Here is a 20,948-nt window from a genome sequence, read left to right as displayed (position 1 = left end):
CATTTTTTTACATAATTATTACATAATATTAGATTATAATTTTCTTGTGATCAAAAAACAAGGAGTGAAAATGACAAAAATCATGAAAGGTATAGTATCTAGTGCTGTAGTTGCTTCAGCATTATTTTTTACTGGATGTGGTGACAATAAAGGTGACTCGAATGAAGCAAAAGCTTCTGCTGACAATGGAAAGAAAACTTATGTACTTAAGTTCTCACATGTTGTAAGTGCAAATACACCTAAAGGGAAAGCTGCAGACTATTTTGAAAAAAGATTAGAAGAATTATCAAATGGACAAATTGATGTTCAAGTTTATCCTTCTTCTCAATTATATAAAGACAGTGCAGTATTAAAAGCTTTAAAATTAGATTCTGTGCAAATGGCAGCACCAAGTTTTTCAAAATTTGGTAAAATCGTTCCTCAATTAGCGCTATTTGATTTACCATTTTTATTTAAAGATATAGATCAGTTACATAGAGTTCAAGATGGTGAAGTAGGTCAAGAACTAAAAGGTATGGTAACTGCGAAAGGTTATAAAGCATTATCTTTTTGGGACAACAACTTCAAACAATTCTCATCTTCTAAAAAACCTATTTTAATGCCAGAAGATGCGGCAGGACAAAAATTTAGAATCATGTCTTCAAAAGTACTTGAAGAACAATTCAAAGCAGTTGGAGCAAATCCACAAATGATGCCTTTCTCTGAAGTTTATTCAGCGTTACAACAAGGTGTAATTGATGCAGCAGAAAATCCAATTTCAAATATTTATACTAAAAAATTCCATGAAGTTCAAAAATATTTAACTATTTCTAACCATGGTTATTTAGGATACTTAGTTGTTATGAGTGAAAAATTCTGGAATTCATTAACACCTGAATTACAAAAAGATGTTCAACAAGCTATGAATGAAGCTACTCAAAAAGAAAGAGAATACGCAGAAGAATTAAATACTAAACAATTCGATTTAATCAAACAATATGCAAAAGAGACTGGTAAATTAAAAATCTTTACTTTAAATGACGAGCAAAGAGCAGCTTGGAAAAAAGCTACAAGTAAAATTTATCCAGATTTTTATGATAAAGATGTAATTGGTAAAGATTTAATTGAGAAAACTTTAAAAACGGAATAATTAAATGTCAATTTTAAGAAATATTAGTAAGACTATAGGTCATATTAATCAGAAAATCGCAGTAGTGGGAATCACTGCTGGGGTTGCTGTTGCTTTTATAAATGTTGTAGCTAGATATCTTTTTGATGCATCATTTACATGGGCAAGTGAATTATCAGTAACTCTATTTTTATGGAGTGTATTTTTTGCTGCAGCATACTGTTTTAAAAAAGATGCACATATAGCAGTTACAATTGTTTTAGATGCAATGCCAACAAGAGTTGCAAAAGTAATGTTAGTACTTTCACATTTGATTACTTTAGTCTTTTTAGTAGCAGTTTCATATTTTGGATATAAATATTTACTATTAGTTATTGATTTAGATGAAAGATCAATTGACATGTGGGGTATGCCAATGTGGATAGTATATTCTGTTGTTCCTATATCTTTTGCATTTGGTGCATATAGAGTAGCAGAAAGAATTCACGGTATTTTAAGTACAAGTCATGATAAAATTATCAAAGAATCAGAAGCAGAACATGTTTTGGCAGAAATGGGAATGAATTCAAGAGAGTATAAGGATAATGAGAATTTGCAAAATTTAAGTAAAATGGTTAAAGATGTAGAGAAGAAAACAGGAGGAATGCTATGAGTATAGCTGTATTATTTGGTATATTTTTCTTCCTAGTTATTATTGGAACACCTATTGCTATTTGTTTAGGTGGAGCAACATTTGTTACATTATTATTATTTACTCCAATTTCACCAATTGAAATATCTTCAATGATATTTGAAAAAGTTCACCATTATTCATTAATGGCTATTCCAATGTTTATTTTTGCTGGTAACTTACTTAGTAAAGGTAGTGCTGCGCAAAGAATTATTGAATTTGCAAAATCTATAGTTGGTCACTTACCAGGTGGTCTTCCAATTTCAGCTATTTTTGCTTCAATTATCTTTGCTGCTGTATCAGGAAGTTCTCCTGCAACTGTTGTTGCTATTGGATCTATTATGTTTGGTGCAATTATGCAAGCTGGTTATCCTAAAAAATATGCTGTTGGTACAATTGCAACAGCAGGTTCTTTAGGTATTTTAATCCCACCTTCTATTGTACTTATTGTTTATGGTGTAACAGCAGAAGTTTCAATTGGTAAGTTATTTATGGCTGGTGTTGTACCAGGTATTTTACTTGGTTTTATGTTAATTGTTGTTACTTACATTGGTGCAAAAAGATTAGGGTTTGAAAGAACTGAACCACAACCTTTTAAAGTAAGACTTAGAAAAATGAAAGACGCTGCATGGGGTCTTATGACAATTGTAATTGTTATTGGTGGTATTTATGGTGGTATATTTACACCAACTGAAGCTGCAGCTGTTGCTTGTACTTGGGCATTTTTTGTATCTGTATTTATTTATAAAGATATTAAATTTAATGAACTATATGCAACTGCATTAGAGTCTGCAAAAACAACTGCAATGATTATGTTTATTATTGCAAATGCAATGATTTTTGCACACTTCTTAACAATTGAGAATATTCCTCAAATGATAACAAATGCATTGGTTGAAGCAAATGTAAATAAATATATGTTCCTATTAATGGTGAACTTATTACTTATATTAGCTGGTTCATTTATGGAACCAAGTGCAATTATTATGATTTTAGTACCATTATTACTTCCTGTTGCAACTGCACTAGGAATTGATCCAATTCATTTTGGTATTGTAATTACGGTAAATATGGAATTAGGGATGGTGTCCCCACCAGTTGGGCTTAACCTCTTTGTAACTTCTGGACTTACAGGTATGAGTATAAAAGATGTTATTGTTGCCACATTCCCGTGGACAATGACAATTTTAGCTGGATTAATAGCTATTACTTATATTCCAGAAATTACTCTATTCTTACCAAATCTAATGTTTGGATAAAAATAATAAATTCAAGAGTGGGGCCTTGCCCTACACTCTTATTTGATAAATCTATCTTCTTTGTAATAACTCTTTTTTTATCATAGGATTAAGTAAAGTTTCACCTCTTAAAGCAAATTTTTTTATTTCATCGAACTCATAAATCTGTTTTGATTCTCTTTTTACATTAAATACACCAACTTGTTCATCAATTCTTGATCTTGTAATAGCACTTGTAATTGCACCAATTGATGTTTCATATGCTCCAAAACCATATCCTAATGGAGTATTTGCATCTCTTATATACCAAGCTAATTTTGCATCTATATAAGCTCTTGTATCAGTACTAAAAACATATATTTTGGCTTTATTTTTAAAATCTTGTCTATTAAGCCAATTTAACATACATCCAATATCATCAAAAAAATATACATCATGATTTGGTGTGATAACTTGTGCTGAATTTAAATATCTTTTTATCATCATTCCACAATCACTACAAATATATCTATTTTTATATGTACCTAAAATAATTCTATAAGGTCCTTCACCTTTGTAATTATGTATAACAGTTATATCTTCTCTAGTTTTATTTGAATAATCATATAAAAAAAAAGCAAGGATAATCAATACAAAATATGGCAATACTCTTCTCACAAGAAAACTCCATTTTTAAAATAATAAATAACTACATAATATGAACAAATCAACACAAATATTGTATTAAAAATAGTACTATATTTTAAAACAGTGTAATCTCTTTTTTTTATAAGTGATTCTATAACATAAGGAGAAATCCCAAAAAACACTCCAAGAAAAAGAGATATCCAAATAAAGTAACCAATATAATAATACTCTTTTTGCAAAATACAAAAAGGACACTGATGATTTGGCAATATATAAATATATATACTAAAAAAGTATGTTACTGCAAAGTATCCAATAAATAAAAAAAATACATTAAAAACAAAACTCAATACTATTTTTTTTAGCAAAGAAAAAATCACAGCAAAAATATAAATAATAAAGTAAATACCAACTAATGAAGCTTGCTGTAATCCAAAAGGCAAAGCATCTGCTTTAAACAAAGTTGAACAACAAAAAACAGATACAGATAAAGGAACATTAATAAAATAAAAGATTTCAAAAATCAATTCAAAAATCATCAAAAATAGTATGAAATTAAAAAAATAGTATTTTGGTTTTATAAATATAAATTTCTTTGATTTAATATCAAGTTTATTGACAATTAGCCAAACTCCTAACATAAACACTATAAAGATTTTTAGAAGTAAAACTCCTTCTCCATAATCATTTGCACCAATTACTCCAGCTATACACATAGCTCCTGGAACAACATGTGATAATTCAGATAATGTTTTTATAAAAAAGAAAAACAGTACAATTTTTCCCATTATTGTAAAACTTATAATTGTATTTACTAAGTAATTTCTTTTTTCCAAAGAATACTGTTTTGAAGTAGTTAAATCAAAATTCCAATTTTTAAGAATTTTAATAACTGAATACTCACTAATAAGCATTAGAATAACTAAAATTATTTCTAAAAATAGAAAAGCTATTGTATCATTTAATAAAAAAATATTCACGTTATAATCTCTGCGTCATTTATATTAATATATCTATTAACAAACTCTAAATGCTCAAATAAAGAGTCATGAGTTGCAACTATTACTGTTTTATTTAACTTTTTAAGTTTTTTTAACATATCAATAAAAATTAATGAGTTATGTTTATCTAAATTTGCAGTTGGCTCATCTGCTAAAATAATTGAAGGATTCATTACTAAAGCTCTTGCAATTGCACATCTTTGCTTTTCTCCACCACTTAAGTTTTCAACATTTTGATCTGATTTATGTTGAATATTTGCAATTTGTAAAGCTTTTTTTATTTTTGTTTCAAACTCTTGTTTCTTTAGCTTTTTTAAAACTAAAGGAGCTTTAACATTATCATATGTTGTAAGTCCATTTATAAGATTAAAAGACTGAAAAATAAAACCTATTTTCTCATTTCTAAAATTTGAGATATAAATATCAGGAAGCTTTGCAATATTTTCATTTTCAATTATTACATCACCTTTTGTTGGTTTACTTATTCCTCCAAGAATAGAAAGCAATGTACTTTTGCCACTTCCACTTTTCCCTTTAATTACTACAATTTCACCACTTTTTATCTGTAAATTAATATTTTTTAGTGCAGTAAATTCATTTTGTCTATTTTCATTATATATTTTATATAAATTCTTAACTTCTATTTCTATCATTTCATTACCTCACTAATATCATCAATGGCAACTTTCCAAGAAGGTATAATAATAAAAGCCAAAAAAGGAACTACCGTAAACATAAATATTAAGAACAACATTCTAAAATTTATAACTGGAGTAAAAATTAAGTTTTCCATTCCTTGACCTAAAAATATATTTTTTATCAAAGGTGCATTAAAAATAAATACAAATATATAAGATAGACATACTCCAATAAAATATGAACTTATAGAAACAACAATATTTTGAATAAACTTTAATAAAATAATATCTTTAATTGAATAGCCAATACTTCTCAAAATAGCAATCTGTTTTTTCTTATCTCCTAGTACAGAGGATACTTGATTTTTAAGAAGAATAAAAAAAGCCAACATTGTTACAATATATAAAATCATAAAGATTCCACCTTTATAATAAAATATTTCTCGGTAGTCTGATTGAATCTCATCATTTGTAACTGCTTTACAATTTGGAAAAGTATCCATTATTTTTCTAGCTAAAAAATCAACTTCACTACTATTAGGAACATTTACACTAAAATAAGAGTATTGGTCATCATTTATATCTAAGATTTTTCTTGCAATATAATTATTTGCAAAGATTGTATTGTTTGAAAGAATATTTGAATCTATAACTTTTTTAATATTCTTTGTAATTGTTCCATTAATAGTTAAAAAATTAAACTCTTTTTTATAGCCATACTTCATAAATAAATCTTTTACATCTTTTGAAACTACAATATCATCATCAGATAAAGAATCATCACCAATAATATGAATATATCTTGCATTTTGTGCAAAATTATAATATCCATCAATTTTTCCTACAACATCCTCAACTCCATTTAACTGGATTATTAAGTCTAAATGTTTTTCATTTAAAGGAAAATATTTACCAGATTTTGTGTTGGTTACTATTATTTGATCTTTTGCTCCAAGTGTTGAAAGTAAATCATATTTTATAGAATCAGAAACAAATAAAACTGAACTCAAAATAAAAATTATAAATGTAAAAATTACAAAACTAAAAAAGTGTTCAGTTTTATCTTTTAATAGTAGTTTTATGGAGTAATCAACAAAATTTCTATTTAACATATACAAACTCTTTATAATCATTTGATTTAAAAATAAAAGAAGCTCTAACATAAGTTTTTGAAGAAAAATCTTTTAAATTTTCAAATCTGTTTTTAAAATCAAAACTTCTGTAATGAACAGAAATAATAATAAATAAACTTAAAATAAATAAACTGATTTTATATATAAAACTCATTTTAAATACTCTAAAACCTCATCTGTAATTTCACTATAAAAAAGAACTTTTTTACCAAAATGATCATTTTTAAAGTTATATGCAGCTTCATCTGATTCAAAAGCAGGAAGCTCTTTTCCCATAGGTCCATAAACATCAGAACCAATTACAAAATAGGCTTTTTTCGCATCAATTTTTTTAGTTGTAAAATAATCACTCACATACATTTCAGTAATATTATCTTTGCCTTTTTGAAATATAAATTTCAACATATCTTTTGGTCCATCAAAATAATATTTTTTATTTTTATAAACAACCATACAAGCCCATTTTGGATATTTATATACAAACATTCCACAAATTGGACATTTTGCATCTTTTGGAACTTTAATAGATACTATTTTTCGCATATGTTTGTTTTTCTTTTTTATGTCCCAAAGATAAATAGCAATTGCTTGTAACTTTTTATCTATATGTACTTTACAAACTTTTTCTAGTTTTGTTTTTAATTCAGGTAATGATTTGAAATTGTTTACATTAACTTGCTCACATTTTTTTTCATACATCTTTTTACCTATTTTATATATTTTCTTCTCTTTTTTTGTATTTATCATTGATAAATCATTTTGAAAATCATTTCGTGCTGTTATATATGCATCTTCAAAATTCATTATATTTCCAGAGTATTTACTTTTAAACTCCAATGCATCTTTTTTATTTTTAAAAGCATATTTACTTGTCATACTCATTGTTCCTCTTTTTGAACTTCCAACAACAAAATATGCTTTTTTTGCATCAATAAATTTCATCGTTTTTGCATCTACAACTTTAACCTCACCTTCAATGTTACCCTTAGATACTTCATATAAACAATGAAGTGATGCATATTGATGTCCTTTATAAAGGTAGTTTGTCTTATAATATTTTGCTAAGCTCATTGCACAATTATCACAATAAAATCTATTAACATTTTTATTTTCAAATACACCTTTATCTTTTGCTATTGATTGAAAAATCTGCGCATTTAAACAAGATACAAAAATAAATAAAACATAAATTAACTTTTTCATTTTTCTTCCTTATAATCTTTTAATAACGCATAATTATCACAAGCTAACTTCAAGCCTTTATCGCAAGATTTTTTAAATAAATCTTTTGCTTTTAGAAAATCTTGTTTTACACCAAAACCATTAATATATAAAACAGCAAGATTATTACATCCCTTTACTCCATCTTTATTCTTACAAGCTTGTTCATATAAAGAAAATGCTTTTTTATAATCTTTTTTTACACCTTTTGCATGTTCATACATATGCCCTAAGTTTTCACAAGCTATAGCAACACCTGCTTTACAAGATTTTTTATATAATTCAATTGCAACATTATAATTTCTACTTACACCTCTTGCATTTTCATACATAAATGCAAGGTTACTACAACCCAATTCATCATAACTATTGCAAGATTTTTTATAAAAAGAAAATGCTTTTTTTAAATCCTGTTTTGTACTTTTACCTAAATCATATATTCTTGCTAAATTATTACAACTTGCAGCATGATTTTGCTTACATGCTTTTGTATATAATTTAATAGATTTATTAATATCTTTTTTTACTTCTTTTGAATTTGAATAAAGTAATGCCAAGTTATAACATGCAGAAATAAAATTTTTATTGCAAGCTTTTTTATAATATTTTATTGCTTTATCAACATCTTTTTTTATACCCTCTGAGCCCATATAAAGAACACCTAAGTTATAACAAGCAGAAGCTTTATTATCTTTCAAACAAGCTTTCTCATAAATAGATGCAACTTTTTTATGATCACCAGCTTTATGTGCTTTTACACTCTCTTTTATATATCCAGCTTGTAAAGCTGAAAATATAACTATTAATAAAAATATATACTTTTTCATAATTAAATCCTTTAAAATCCCATATCATTTAGCATTAAATACTCTATACAACTTGCATTGTCTCCAAGATTACATCCTCTTTCATAAACTTGTTTTGCTTTTATATAATTTTGTCTTGTACCTCGGCCTGTAGCATAAAAGATTGCTAACTTATAACACATAATGGTATCTTCCCTTTCACATCCAGATTTGTACTTATTAAATAGTTGTTTAAAATTATTTGGATTCATTTGTGCTATATCTTTAATATAAATATCTACTAATCTAAAACAAGATTCTGAATCATTATTATCACAACCTTTTTTATACCATTTGACTGCATTTTTAATATCTTTATTTTTATTTAAGATATTTCCTACTTTATAACAACCTAATAAAAAACCATTATTACATGCTTTTTTGAACATATCTATGCTTTTTTGTTTATTCTTTTTTGGATTTAAGTAGTATTGATAAATAGAACCTAAGTTATAACATGAAAGACCAAAACCCTTTTTACACGATTTAGTATAATACTCTTGTGCTTTTTTATAATCTGTTTTAAGTTTCAAAATTCCACCTTTGTCATAACAAACGCCAACCTTATAACATGCTCTTTTATTTCCTAAATTACAAGCTTTTTCATAGAATAAAAATGCTTTTTTAAAGTCTTGCTTTACACTTTGCTTATTTTCATACATAAATCCAACTTTATAACACCCTTCACTATTTGCTTTTTTACATGTTATTTCATACTCTTTAAATGCTTTTTTATATTCTGCATTTGCATAAAATGAATCAGCTTTATCAATGCTATTTGCGTAAATATATGTAACTGTCAATAACATAAATAATAAAAAATTTTTCATGACTTTTCTCCTAAGATTTTATTGTTTTTCTTAATTGTGTTCTAATATCATCCATTCCCATATAAAACTCTTTCATCATTATTACACTTAGATATTGACCAAAGCTTGTAGGAATAATTTTTCTATTTTTAATATAAATTGCATCTATTAATTTCAACATTGATAACTCAAAATTTAATGTTTTTTCAACTGAAGTATTAAATAATTTATTAAATCTATCAATATGTATATATCCATTAAAAAGATGCACTAAAAATTGGTATTGTAAATATTTTTTCATTTTAAACTCTTCAGTATATGCAATAATTGTATTTGATTGTTTTTTTATTAATTTTTCGTATAAATTTAAATCATAAGCATTAACAAATAGTTTTTTATTTATATGAGAAAAAGCTCCACTTCCTATACCTATATACTCATTATTTTCAGCAATATATTCATCTTTTAAAGTAATATTATTTTTAGAAAAAGCCCATGCATTATTTTGTATATAATTTGACAATTCTTCTTTTATTATTGAGTAAAGATTAAATTCTTTGCTATTTTTTAATAATTTTAATTTCTTTAATGTTGGATAATTTTTTAACTTTGAAGACATCAAAGGATATGTGATTATTTGTTCTACATTTAAATTTTTTGCAATATTTAAATCAGTAATTAACATCTGTTTAGTTTGAGAAGGAAAATTGAAAATTAAATCTAAACTTGTTATAGGTAAAACTCCTACAACTTTAGATATTTTTTCTTGTAATTGTTCTGAAGAACCATATTTTTCATATCTAGCAGTTGATTTCAAAATTTTATTATCAAAAGTTTGTACTCCAATTGATAATCTATTTATTAGCCCTTTAAAATTATTCAAAATATCTGCATTTATATGATTAGGAGTTGTTTCACAAGAAATTTCATTTATATTAAAAAGGGTTTTTGCATACTCTATTGTATTTAATAATTCAACCTCATCAATTAAAGGTGTCCCTCCTCCAATATATAAAGTATCAAAATCAAGACTTTTTTCTTTCATTTTTAATAATTCTAATCTCAAATTTTTAAAATATCTTTTACAGTCATTTTTATTATATTTAAATTTATGAAAAGAACAAAAGCTGCAAAATTCTTCACAAAATGGTATATGAATATATAAAAAATATTTTTTATTTTTATCAAATTCATATGATATTTCTTTATTTATATATTTTATTTTCATACATTCATTCATAGATGTTTGTATTAATTTTGAGCTTGCAAAAAAACTTAATAATTGTATAGATTTATTCATAATATTTTCTCTTTATTTAATAACTTTTACATCTCTTTTAGGAAATGCCAATAATATAACTACAAAAACAATAGCTACTATATAATAAACAAAACTTGGAATAGGTACTTTATCTCCTGAAGCATATGAATGCATTCCAGATAAATAAAAATTAACCCCAAAATATGTCATTATTATTGAAAAGAAAGATAATACTGAGGCTATTAAAAATACATATACTTTATTCATTTTTGGAATAAATCTTAAATGTAAAACTATTGTGTAAATAACAATAGAGATAAAAGACCATGTCTCTTTAGGATCCCAACCCCAATATCGTCCCCAACTCTCATTTGCCCAAATTCCTCCAACAAAATTACCAACTGTTAAAAGAGATATTCCAACAATTAAGCTAATTTCAGTAATCGCTGCTAGTTGTCTTATTTGCAAATCAATATCTTTTTTATTTTTTGTTGATTTAAATATCATAAGTAACAATGCAAGAAAAGACAAAATTGCTCCAAAACCTAAGAAACCATAACTTGCTGTAATAATTGATACATGAATACTTAACCAATAAGATTTAAGTACAGGAACAAGAGGAGTAATTTGAGGGCTAATAAAATTTAAATGTGCAACTAACATAGTTATTGCACCAAAAATAGATGAACATGCTAATGATAATAACGATTTTCTAAATACAACTAAGCCAGCTAAAATAGATGACCAACCAATATAAATTAGTGATTCATATGTATTACTCCAAGGTGCATGACCTGATATATACCATCTCATTGCTAATCCTAAAGTATGAAAAACAAAACCTACAAATAATAAGGTAAAAAAAATCTTTTTAAATCTAGGAAAATCTTTTTTTAAAAAAATTGAGATTATTGAAAAAACTAAAGCAATAAATCCTATTAAAAAATATACTTTTATTAAATTTGGAAATATCTCTAACTTATTTGATAATAATTCAACTTTTGTTTGATAAAAAGAAGGTAATATCTCTGAATCTTGTTCTCTTTGATATTTTTTTAATATACTTAAAGACTCATCTGCTTGTTTCCAATCATTTTTAAAAATACCTTTTATTAAAGCATTTTTATATTTATATAAAGTACTTCTAATTTTATCATCCAACCAATATTTGGTAATTGCTTCTTGTGGACTATACCATTTGTGTGAATTATCAGAAGCATTGGGAATAAATTTAGAGAATATTCCAATTGTAGACAAATAATAGATATTTAATCTTTCATCTAATTTTATTAAATCTTTATCAAAAGTACCTCTTTTTGAAGGCATTTTTTCATTTGCATCATTAATATATTTATCAAGTTTATACTCTCCATCAGGTGTAAATACTGAAGAAAAAGAGATATACTTTATATCTTTTTTTATTTTTAAAATCTTTTTAATTTTACTATTTTTAATTCTTATTAGATTCATTCTTTCCCAACGTGTAGGTTCAGAAAAGATTCCAAGCATTACTTGCGTTGCACTTAAACCAAACATAGAATCTTTTAATGACATTTTATGCAACACCTCAAGTGATTGAGTTCCCATTGGTTTTATACGCCCGTTAAAATCTTGAACATATATTTGTGCAAAAGATTTTGCATGTTCATTTGTATTTTGTCTAAAGTCATTTAAGTACTGGACATTATCAGCTTTTACAATTGAAGAGAATATAAAAATTATTGGTAAAATTAAACATAAATTATTTTTTATTAAAAAAATTCTAAGTCTTTCGAATCTACTCTTTTTGGTAAAAAAATTCAAAATAAACCCTAATGATAAAAGAAAATAAGCAAAATATGTTGGCCATTTTCCAGGGTCTTTATTTACAGATAAAACAGTTCCCATTTCATCTTTGTCATAAGAAGATTGAAAAAACTTAAAGCCTTTATAACTAAGAGGATTATTCATAAATATTCTATAATTAAAACTAGAATTTTTATCTATCAATGAAACTTCACTGGCATAAGATGATGGACTTTGAGATCCAGGATATCTTTCAATTTGAAAATCCCTTAATTCTATTTTAAAAGGTAATCTAATTATCTTAGAACCCCAAGATAATTCAATATTCATTCCATCAACACTAAAAATAGTGGGTGGTTCTAAATTACCATGTCCTCCATTTATTTTTAACTCTTCTTTTTTATTATCATAACTAGCAATAACAAAAAGATTTTCTACATTTGTATTTTTGTGTGTTTTATAATCTTTAAATTTTATTTTTAAATTTTTGTTATTGATTTTATACAAATATTCAAAACTATTATCACCTATTTTTCCAAGGGATAATGGATGCGAAAATGTCTTATTATTCACTTTAATTTGAAAATATGATTTTTCAGAAATTACTCTATTTTCAGCTGTATGTTCTCTGATATGAATTACACCTTCATATCCAAAATATCTTGTAACTCCTGCACCAATTAAAACAAAAACAAAACCTAAATGAAACAAAAACGCACCCATTTTTTTATACATTTTTTGTTTAATAATTATTCCTATTAAAGATATAGCAAGTAATACCATTATAGATTCATACCATACTGCATTATAAACTAAAACTTTTGCTGTTTGTGCATCATAATCATTTTCAATAAATGTAGCTATTGCTGCACCTAAGGCTAATAAAAATAGTAATAATATAATAAATTTATATGAAAGTAACACTTTTTTAAAAAAATACATAATAACCCCTAAACAAAACTTGTATTTACCTATACATTAAAAGTTTGACCTGCATAAATTATAAATAGCCGTAAGCATAAAACACCCACGATACTACACATTGCAGAAATATAAAATATTTTATTTGTAGTATGTTCTTTAGTTGGAATAAAATTTAAAATAATAGGTAATACAAAACCTATAAAAACTACTCCTATCCAAAAAATATTTGACCACATTCCTTCATGAAATCCAGCAACTGCTATTTTCCCTGCTTCATTTCCTGTTGCTAATGAAATATATAACATTGCCAAAAATAAAATCTCAATTGCCATTATTGGCCACTCAATTTTATGTAATATTTTCATATCACTTGAATGAGTATTTTCATTAAAAACTCTTTTTGCCATAATACAAAGTGCTGCTGTTCCTGCTGATAAACCTGAAATAACAAAAAGTGCTGGTAAAATTGAAGTATTTAATAAGGGAAACCGTACTAACACTGATATTAAAAACCCTGTATATGCACAAATTACAACACCAAATAAGAAAAGTATTCCTTCTATTGCAACTCTAAATTTTTTTAATAAATCAATAATTTTTGTTAAAAATGCAAATTTTTCTTTAATAAATTCTTCAAAAGAAAAAACAACTGCTACAAAAGTTAAAGGTATATAAATCATAAGTGCTGCAACACCGATTGACATTACAGAATTAAAATTATAATTTATTAAAATTTGCCAAAACAATAAAGGTCTTGTTAAATCACCAACTAAACAAACCATTCCCATTAAAATAGTTATAAATGCCACAAGTGATGCTGATTTATATATTGGTGTAGTCTGTGTTTGATTTTTGTAAAATCTAATCAATAATGCTACAATAATTGCACCACCTGAAATACCTGCTAAAAGTAAATATACAGATATTGGCCATTCCCAACCTATTTCTTCAGTAAAACCTGAGCTATAAGTGATTAATTCAGTCATCATAAACTCCTGTTTTCAGTTTAGGTATATATCTAAGACTTGGTTTTGTCCCAAATCCTGGTTTTAACCTTACTGCATCTTTTACATCTAATATTTTGTTTATATATGCAGTTTCATCATTTAAATCACCAAAAACCAATGCATCATATTTGCAAGACTCAACACATGCAGGATCTTTACCTTTTGCAAAATTAGTATTTGAACAAAAATTACAATTTTCTGCTGCATTTGTTTGTTCATTTATAAATCTTACATCGTAAGGACAAGCAACGATACAATATTTACATCCAATACATTTATCTACATTCATAGTCACAATATTTGTAATTGAATCTTTATGGCATGCACCAGTGGGACAAACTTGAGTACATGGAGAATCAACACATTGTTGACAAGAAACTCTCATATATTTTTTATGTGAATAATCATCAGGTTTTGTCTGATCTTCAACATATAATCTATGTTGATTTTTTGGAACATGATTTACTTTTTTACAAGCTGTTTCACAATCTCCACATCCAACACATTTATTTTGGTCATATATCATTGCATAGTGAGTTTTTTTCTTTTCTTTTTTTTCAATAGAACTAAATCCATATTGAACACTTCCAAAAAAAATCGACCCTAAGCCTATACTCTTAATAAAATTTCTTCTATTATTTTCTTTACTACTCATCATCGTATCCTCTTTACTTATTTAGAAACTTTTGGATTTCCTTGTTTTGTAGTACCATGACCAGTCATACTAAAATTACTTTTTAATTTCATTGCACCAGGTTTTAAAACCTTTGATAACTCTACTTCAAATATTAAAATTGAATTAGGTGGTATATCTCTCATTTGTACATTTTTATATGCTAATTTACTTGGAATATAAAATTTATATTTTGATCCTATATGCATTAACATCAGTCCTTCTTTTAATCCATCTATTATATTAATCATAGACAAGTGTGCAGGTGCTTTTCTTTTATATGTATTATCAAATTCGTGTCCATTTATTAATGAAGCTTTATAATTCATAATTACGATGCTTTCTGCTTTTGGTTTTTCACCTTTTGAAGAATCTTTTATTACTTCATATTGTAATCCTGATTTTGTAACTTTAACTCCTGGTCTTTTTGCATTCTTTACAAGAAAAGCTTTTTGTTTTTTTGCATTTTCTATTTGAAGTTTTTTAATTTTCTGTTTTTGTACTTTATTTAATAGATCAGCTCTTTTATTTAGATTTTCAATAACTTCTGCTTCACTAATTTTTAACTTTTGTTTTAGGGCATCTTCAAAGCCTTTAACAACTAAATCAACATCTACTTTTGCTCCTAATTGAATCTGAGCATAAATTTGATTACTTATATAACCACCTGTTGAAGCACCTAAGCTATAAGATTGTTTTTGAACATCAGTTTTTAAACTTGTAGTTGCAAAACTTTGTACTACAATACTTAAAACAATTGGTGCTATATAACTTAATTTTATTTTTGTTAAGTTCATTAATTAATCCTTGGTAACTTTTTTTCAAAAAGGAACTACACAAAAGTGTAATCCCCTTTTATTTGAATTTAAATTTTATTTTGAAGCTTTTGATAAAATATTTTGTGCTTCTTGAACATATGCTTGTGCAGCTTTTGCTCTTCTTTTTGTATATTTAAATCCATGAACTCCCCATGAAGCATCTTTTTTGATTAAATCCATAGTATCTTGAGCCTTTTCAATTAATTCATTAACTCTTGATCTATCTTCTACACTTAACTTAGTCACATCTAGCATTTCATAAATACCTTTTATAGCAACTGTAACTTCAGCATAGATTTTTTTGATTGGTTTTTGCCAACCTACAACTTCATCATAAACTCTTCTTTGATTTTTGAAGTGTAATGTTTTTTTCAATTTAGACTGAACGATACTGTGACAACCTTTATTATCAACCATATCTTTATCTGCCCATGAAGTTTTACCACAAGCCCACATCAAATCAACAAATGTATGCCCATCTTTATTTTTAGCAATGTACCAATCTTTGTATTTTTTAGGTACTGTTTGAACTCTTGGTTGACCTGGAGGGGGATTAAGAGTTTTTTTGTCCGGACTTACATTGATTTTCCAAATATGTGATCTTCTTTGAGTATCAAAACCTGCATGATCTTGATATTGAATAGCATAGAAGTTTTCACAACTCATTAAAAATGGCATATGGCATGATTGACATTTAACATTACTATGAGTATCTTTTGTATTTCTTGCAATATAAGCAGCTTCTTTGTGACAACTTGCACATGATTTTCTAATTGCTGGTTTAGTATAAAATGAACTTAAATAATCACCTGTATCTTCATATACGCCACCTTTTTTAGCACTTTTAGTAACAACATAACCAGTAACATCATGAGGATCATGACAAGTAGTACATCTCATACCTGCTTCATAGTGTGCTGTAAAATATGATTGTGAACCTTCAGTACCACATCCAGGACCAGCAGATTTGAATTTAGAAGTTAAACCAAGTTCTGCAGCTCTATTTTTTAATTTTGGATTTTTAGAATCTCTAAATTTTTCAGCTAAGAATGGTCTAAAACTAAATCTTTGGTGACATCTTTCGCAGTTTGAAGTTCTAAGACCTTTTCCACCTTCTAAGTGTCCACCCGCACCGTGACACTCTTCACATGAAACACCTTTAGATATTGTATGTTTTTGTAACTCTTTAGCATTTCCTAAATCAGAATAAAACTCTTTTGTTGTTTTATAATCAAATTTCCAAGGATGGCAAACAGCACAATATGAGGATGCAGCTTGAACTGCCATTACTTTTTTATATCTTGCTGCATAAGAAGCTAAACCTCTTACATAACCTGAATTTTCTCCATGTTCTTCTAATGTTACAGGGAAATCAGGAATATATTTTCTAATTTTTTTAGCAACTTCTGGTGTTAAATCATTTGCCCATGTTCTTTGAAATTGGTTTGAACCAGCAACAATTTTTCCAGTTCCATCTTTTAAAAGTCCACCTACAACGTGGTATGTACCTCTTAATAGCCAAGCATCAAAATATCCCATTTTAGTTCTAAGGTGACCTATAGTACAATAGATTACATCAGGAGTAATTCCTTTAGGCAAAATTGAAGCTGTATCAGGCCCGAAAACTGATTTAGTTAGCTCATTATTAACCTCTGGGTGTTCTCCTGGGAATCTTACTGTAGTTGAATGTCTTGACCGACTCCATTTTTCATATTGTGCAGCATGACACTCACCACATTTTTTTGGCCCTACAAATTTATTAGGGAATACTAAAGGCTCAGTAGCAGGTAATCTATACATTGTAGATGTAATACCTTTTCTTTTACTGTATTTTTGAAAATCATTTCCATGACCACCCTCTACAAATTCTTCACCTCTATCCACAACTTTTAATTTACCAACAACATTACCTTTTGGTAAGTATGTTTTAAAAATTGGGTGATTTTTAAAAATCCAGTCATATCTTGCTTTTTCTTGAATCACATAATCTTTTAGTGTAACAACACCTCTAGTATCTTTTGTGCCTTCATTTTCAGCAATGATTTTTCTAGCTTCCTTGCTCATCTGTGGTGAGCCATTATTATAATCATTTGCAAATGCATAATTAATCATAATGCCAATACATATAAACAAACAAACGAATAGTCTTTTATTTATACTTCTCATTACTTCTCCTTTCTTGTGTTGATATACTAATAATAAATTTTAAGTTATATTAAAAGTTATTCTTTGTACACCGATTAAAATGGTAACAATAAAAAAGGTGAGAAAAGGGAGAAAATAAATAAATATGATTATTTTTGATATTTTTAGTAAATTTAGAAGTTTATATTTTTTAAATTTTTAATTATTTTAATTAAAAATTATTTGAAATTTCATTCCATCATCTAAGTTCTTTGCACAAATAGAACCATTATATCTTTCTACAATTACTTTGCATATATAAAGACCAATTCCAGTTGCAACACTTAAATCTTTTGTAGAAAAATATGGCTTAAATATTTTTCCTAAAACCTGATTTGAAATCTGACCCGCATTATTTTGAATAGAAATAATAGTTTTATCTAAATTTTTATATGTTCTAATAACAATTATTCTTTTTTCAATTTCATTTGCAATAAAAGCATCTTTTGCATTATTAATAATATTTACAAAAACTTGAACAAGTTCATTTCTTGAACCAAAAAATATAAAATTTTCATTTATATTTATACTAACTTTAATATTATATCTATCTAATGATGCTTGAAGTAATCTAATTGATTGATTTATAATCTCTTCTATATAAAATTTATCATTATTATCTTTTGGAGAAAAAAAGTTTTTAAAATCATCTATTGTATTAGACATGAAATAAATTTGTTCATTTGCATCATTAATTTTTGATGTTACTTTATCTACAGATAATTTACCCCTTTCACTTAAAAGTTCCATATTAATTAAAATTGAACTAAGATGAGATAATGGTTGTTTCCATTGATGGGAAATATTTCCTATCATACTTCCCATAACAGCTAACCTATTTTGGTGCTCAAATAATAACTCTTTTCTATCTTCAAGTTTTTTATCTTTTTTATAAATTATATATATAAGAATTATAAAAATAATAAATACAAAAAACATAGCTATTCCACCAGTTATAAACGAACTTTTATGATAAGAAATAATATCAGTAATTGCAATTTTTAAATATATCATAGCTCTTAAATCACCAACTTTTTCAAAAAAACCACTATCATTTCCATAATCCATGACTAATTTTTTTGGTGCATATTTAGGATCTCCATGACACATAAGACATTTTGTTGTATTTCTACTAATTGGTTTTGCTATAAAAAAATATGACTTTCCATTTTCTTCTAATATTGAAAAATAGTGTTTAATATTATTTTTCCTAAACCTATTTAAAATTGTAGTTTCAAACTCATTTGCTTTATGAATAGGATTTAAAGGATTTGTAGCAACCAGTTTATACCTATAATTTAATTGTTTCTTTTCTAATTGCTTTTCATATATGTATTGTGAGATGTAAGTTGAAGATAAAATTCTTGCATCAAAATTTTTATCAAAAGTTTCTCGATTTCCCATAAGTTTATAAATCATAGGTCTTTGAACTTCTTCAATATAAGTTCTTATTGCATTCATATTATTTAAAATTGAGTTTGCTTCTTTTTTTGTATCTTTTATTGCTAATTCTTTATAAAAATTAAAAAAAAGAAGTGTTATTACTGCATAGAGTAATATAAAAATACTTATTATAAATCTAAAATTAAACTTCACACTTATACCCTAATCCATAGATATTTTTTATTAAGTCTGAGCCTATTTTTTTTCTTAGTTCTTTTACAATTGCTTTTACAGCTTCTTTACTTGATTTATCAAAATCCCATAAATAATCCATTATTAAATCATATGTAACAACTTGGTTTATGTTTTTAAGAAAATATTCTAATAATTTACTTTCACTTTTTGAAAGTTGGATCATTTTATTATTAGTCTGTAATTGTTTTGTATAAAAATTATATACTATTTTATCATTTAATTTAAAAATTGGATTATAATCTACTAACTCCAAAGAAACTACTTCTAAAGCAGTTAAAAGATTATTTTTTATTAAAGGTTTTGTAAGATATTTTGTAATTTTCAAATCAACTGCTCTCCATAAATATTCTTGATCTGTATGAGCAGAAATTATTATTATTGGAATTTTTTTATTTGTTTTTCTAATATTTTTGATAGCTTCTAATCCATCCATATTAGGCATAGAAATATCAAAAAATAAAGCATCATAATGATTTTCATTTATTTCATTAAGTGCTTTTTGACCATCACTCAATCCAACCACTTCGAAAAAGAATATCTCTAATGTCTCTTTTATCTCTTTTAAAATACCTTCATCATCATCAACACAAAGTGCTTTTTTATCAGACAAAATATCTAAGTTAGAATAATTACTCATTATTGTACTTCTTTATTTTTATTTTATATATCATATAACTTGTTTAATAAAATATATTTAAATTCTTTATAATATTCTTAATTTTATAAAAAATATACAAATTAATTGTTTTTTTTAATATTAAAAATATTATAATTAAATTGGAATTGTCATTTATATGTCAATTATGTCAGGCTTATGTTCGAATATTAAAGAAAGGAGTTATTATGAGAATAATATTGAAAGATAATAGTTTGCTATTAAGTCTAGTAAGCGTAGTGTTGATTGGTTTATATGCTTTTGGTGTATCAACCTCTAATCATATTTTGGATGATAACTTTAGAATTTTATCATTTTTAATTATATTTTTACTTTTTTATGTCAATTTTGCAAAAGAGTCTAGACAAAGGATATTTTTAACAAAAATATCAACAGTAATTCTACTTTGTATTTTGTCTATATATTCAAATACAATAAATTATTATATACTATTTTTTGCATTTGCAATTAGTTTGTATTGGATAGGTAGATTTTTTCATATTATTTTATTAAAAAAATATGATGATAATCTAAACGAAATTTTATATTAATTTAAAGCAATTTTAATACAATTTCCTTTTAATAGGAAATAAAATGAGTGAAAATTTTACCAATGAGATTATTAGTTTCTCAATAATAATAGTTGTAGTTCTGCTTCTTGCTTTTTTAACTAAAAAGAAAGAAGATCAATTTAGAAACAAAAAAGATTAAGA

General features: G+C 25.9%; 20 protein-coding genes. 4 read left to right on the top strand and 16 right to left on the bottom strand.

Features of this window, described 5'->3' with window-relative positions; genetic code table 11:
• Positions 1-70: 70 nt before the first annotated feature.
• The 3 genes from CRU93_RS05285 to CRU93_RS05275 are packed head-to-tail and all read left to right on the top strand — an operon-like array spanning position 71 to position 3,037.
• On the top strand, positions 71-1,129 hold the full coding sequence (locus CRU93_RS05285; protein ID WP_258238841.1) for a TRAP transporter substrate-binding protein: 1,059 nt from the start codon (positions 71-73) through the stop codon (positions 1,127-1,129).
• Positions 1,130-1,133: 4 nt separating this feature from the next.
• Complete coding sequence (locus CRU93_RS05280) at positions 1,134-1,760, top strand: TRAP transporter small permease (RefSeq protein WP_129103143.1); 627 nt, start codon at positions 1,134-1,136, stop codon at positions 1,758-1,760.
• The gene (locus CRU93_RS05275; RefSeq protein ID WP_129103142.1) at positions 1,757-3,037 is read left to right on the top strand and encodes a TRAP transporter large permease; all 1,281 of its coding nucleotides are present in this window, start codon (positions 1,757-1,759) and stop codon (positions 3,035-3,037) included. The genes CRU93_RS05280 and CRU93_RS05275 overlap by 4 nt, the downstream gene beginning before the upstream one ends.
• A gap of 51 nt (positions 3,038-3,088) precedes the next feature.
• On the opposite strand, the gene CRU93_RS05270 is transcribed toward CRU93_RS05275, so the two are convergent.
• The 16 genes from CRU93_RS05270 to CRU93_RS05200 form a co-directional block, all read right to left on the bottom strand.
• Positions 3,089-3,673 carry a nitrous oxide reductase accessory protein NosL gene (locus CRU93_RS05270; RefSeq protein ID WP_129103141.1) on the bottom strand — a complete coding sequence of 195 codons (585 nt, stop codon included), beginning with the start codon at positions 3,671-3,673 and terminating at the stop codon, positions 3,089-3,091.
• Positions 3,670-4,623 (bottom strand): hypothetical protein, encoded by a 954-nt coding sequence (locus tag CRU93_RS05265; protein WP_129103140.1) that lies wholly within the window; start codon positions 4,621-4,623, stop codon positions 3,670-3,672. The genes CRU93_RS05270 and CRU93_RS05265 overlap by 4 nt, the downstream gene beginning before the upstream one ends.
• Positions 4,620-5,297, bottom strand: a complete 678-nt coding sequence (locus CRU93_RS05260; RefSeq protein ID WP_129103139.1) for an ABC transporter ATP-binding protein — start codon at positions 5,295-5,297, stop codon at positions 4,620-4,622. Before CRU93_RS05260 ends, CRU93_RS05265 begins: the two co-directional genes overlap by 4 nt.
• Entirely contained in the window at positions 5,294-6,394 is a 1,101-nt protein-coding gene (locus CRU93_RS05255; protein WP_164967622.1) for an ABC transporter permease, read from the bottom strand. The genes CRU93_RS05260 and CRU93_RS05255 overlap by 4 nt, the downstream gene beginning before the upstream one ends.
• Positions 6,384-6,569, bottom strand: coding sequence for a hypothetical protein (locus tag CRU93_RS14125; protein WP_164967621.1), 186 nt, complete (start codon positions 6,567-6,569; stop codon positions 6,384-6,386). The genes CRU93_RS05255 and CRU93_RS14125 overlap by 11 nt, the downstream gene beginning before the upstream one ends.
• Positions 6,566-7,618 carry a nitrous oxide reductase accessory protein NosL gene (locus CRU93_RS05250; protein WP_129103137.1) on the bottom strand — a complete coding sequence of 351 codons (1,053 nt, stop codon included), beginning with the start codon at positions 7,616-7,618 and terminating at the stop codon, positions 6,566-6,568. The genes CRU93_RS14125 and CRU93_RS05250 overlap by 4 nt, the downstream gene beginning before the upstream one ends.
• Positions 7,615-8,463 (bottom strand): SEL1-like repeat protein, encoded by an 849-nt coding sequence (locus CRU93_RS05245; protein WP_129103136.1) that lies wholly within the window; start codon positions 8,461-8,463, stop codon positions 7,615-7,617. The genes CRU93_RS05250 and CRU93_RS05245 overlap by 4 nt, the downstream gene beginning before the upstream one ends.
• 11 nt (positions 8,464-8,474) lie before the next feature.
• Entirely contained in the window at positions 8,475-9,311 is an 837-nt protein-coding gene (locus CRU93_RS05240) for a tetratricopeptide repeat protein (RefSeq protein WP_129103135.1), read from the bottom strand.
• Positions 9,312-9,321: 10 nt separating this feature from the next.
• Positions 9,322-10,590: a coproporphyrinogen III oxidase family protein gene (locus CRU93_RS05235; protein ID WP_129103134.1), complete on the bottom strand. Its 1,269-nt coding sequence runs from the start codon at positions 10,588-10,590 to the stop codon at positions 9,322-9,324.
• Positions 10,591-10,602: 12 nt separating this feature from the next.
• A complete protein-coding gene (ccsA, locus tag CRU93_RS05230; RefSeq protein ID WP_129103133.1) occupies positions 10,603-13,278 on the bottom strand; it encodes a cytochrome c biogenesis protein CcsA in 2,676 nt (891 codons plus the stop codon).
• 29 nt (positions 13,279-13,307) lie between these two features.
• Complete coding sequence (gene nrfD / locus CRU93_RS05225; protein ID WP_129103132.1) at positions 13,308-14,246, bottom strand: NrfD/PsrC family molybdoenzyme membrane anchor subunit; 939 nt, start codon at positions 14,244-14,246, stop codon at positions 13,308-13,310.
• The gene (locus tag CRU93_RS05220) at positions 14,239-14,922 is read right to left on the bottom strand and encodes a 4Fe-4S dicluster domain-containing protein (protein ID WP_129103131.1); all 684 of its coding nucleotides are present in this window, start codon (positions 14,920-14,922) and stop codon (positions 14,239-14,241) included. The genes nrfD and CRU93_RS05220 overlap by 8 nt, the downstream gene beginning before the upstream one ends.
• Positions 14,923-14,939: 17 nt before the next feature.
• Positions 14,940-15,737, bottom strand: coding sequence for an FKBP-type peptidyl-prolyl cis-trans isomerase (locus CRU93_RS05215; RefSeq protein ID WP_129103130.1), 798 nt, complete (start codon positions 15,735-15,737; stop codon positions 14,940-14,942).
• A gap of 75 nt (positions 15,738-15,812) precedes the next feature.
• Positions 15,813-17,924, bottom strand: a complete 2,112-nt coding sequence (locus tag CRU93_RS05210) for a multiheme c-type cytochrome (protein ID WP_129103129.1) — start codon at positions 17,922-17,924, stop codon at positions 15,813-15,815.
• A 186-nt stretch (positions 17,925-18,110) separates the two neighbouring features.
• Positions 18,111-19,538 (bottom strand): DUF3365 domain-containing protein, encoded by a 1,428-nt coding sequence (locus tag CRU93_RS05205; RefSeq protein WP_129103128.1) that lies wholly within the window; start codon positions 19,536-19,538, stop codon positions 18,111-18,113.
• Positions 19,528-20,217: a response regulator transcription factor gene (locus tag CRU93_RS05200; RefSeq protein WP_129103127.1), complete on the bottom strand. Its 690-nt coding sequence runs from the start codon at positions 20,215-20,217 to the stop codon at positions 19,528-19,530. The genes CRU93_RS05205 and CRU93_RS05200 overlap by 11 nt, the downstream gene beginning before the upstream one ends.
• Positions 20,218-20,423: 206 nt before the next feature.
• Here CRU93_RS05200 and CRU93_RS05195 point away from each other — a divergent pair, with 206 nt between their 5' ends.
• On the top strand, positions 20,424-20,786 hold the full coding sequence (locus CRU93_RS05195; protein ID WP_129103126.1) for a hypothetical protein: 363 nt from the start codon (positions 20,424-20,426) through the stop codon (positions 20,784-20,786).
• The last annotated feature ends 162 nt before the right edge of the window (positions 20,787-20,948 follow it).

Origin of the sequence: Arcobacter sp. CECT 8985 (assembly GCF_004116495.1) — a bacterium.
Taxonomy (GTDB): domain Bacteria; phylum Campylobacterota; class Campylobacteria; order Campylobacterales; family Arcobacteraceae; genus Malaciobacter.
This window is presented reverse-complemented; position numbering and strand designations above follow the sequence as displayed.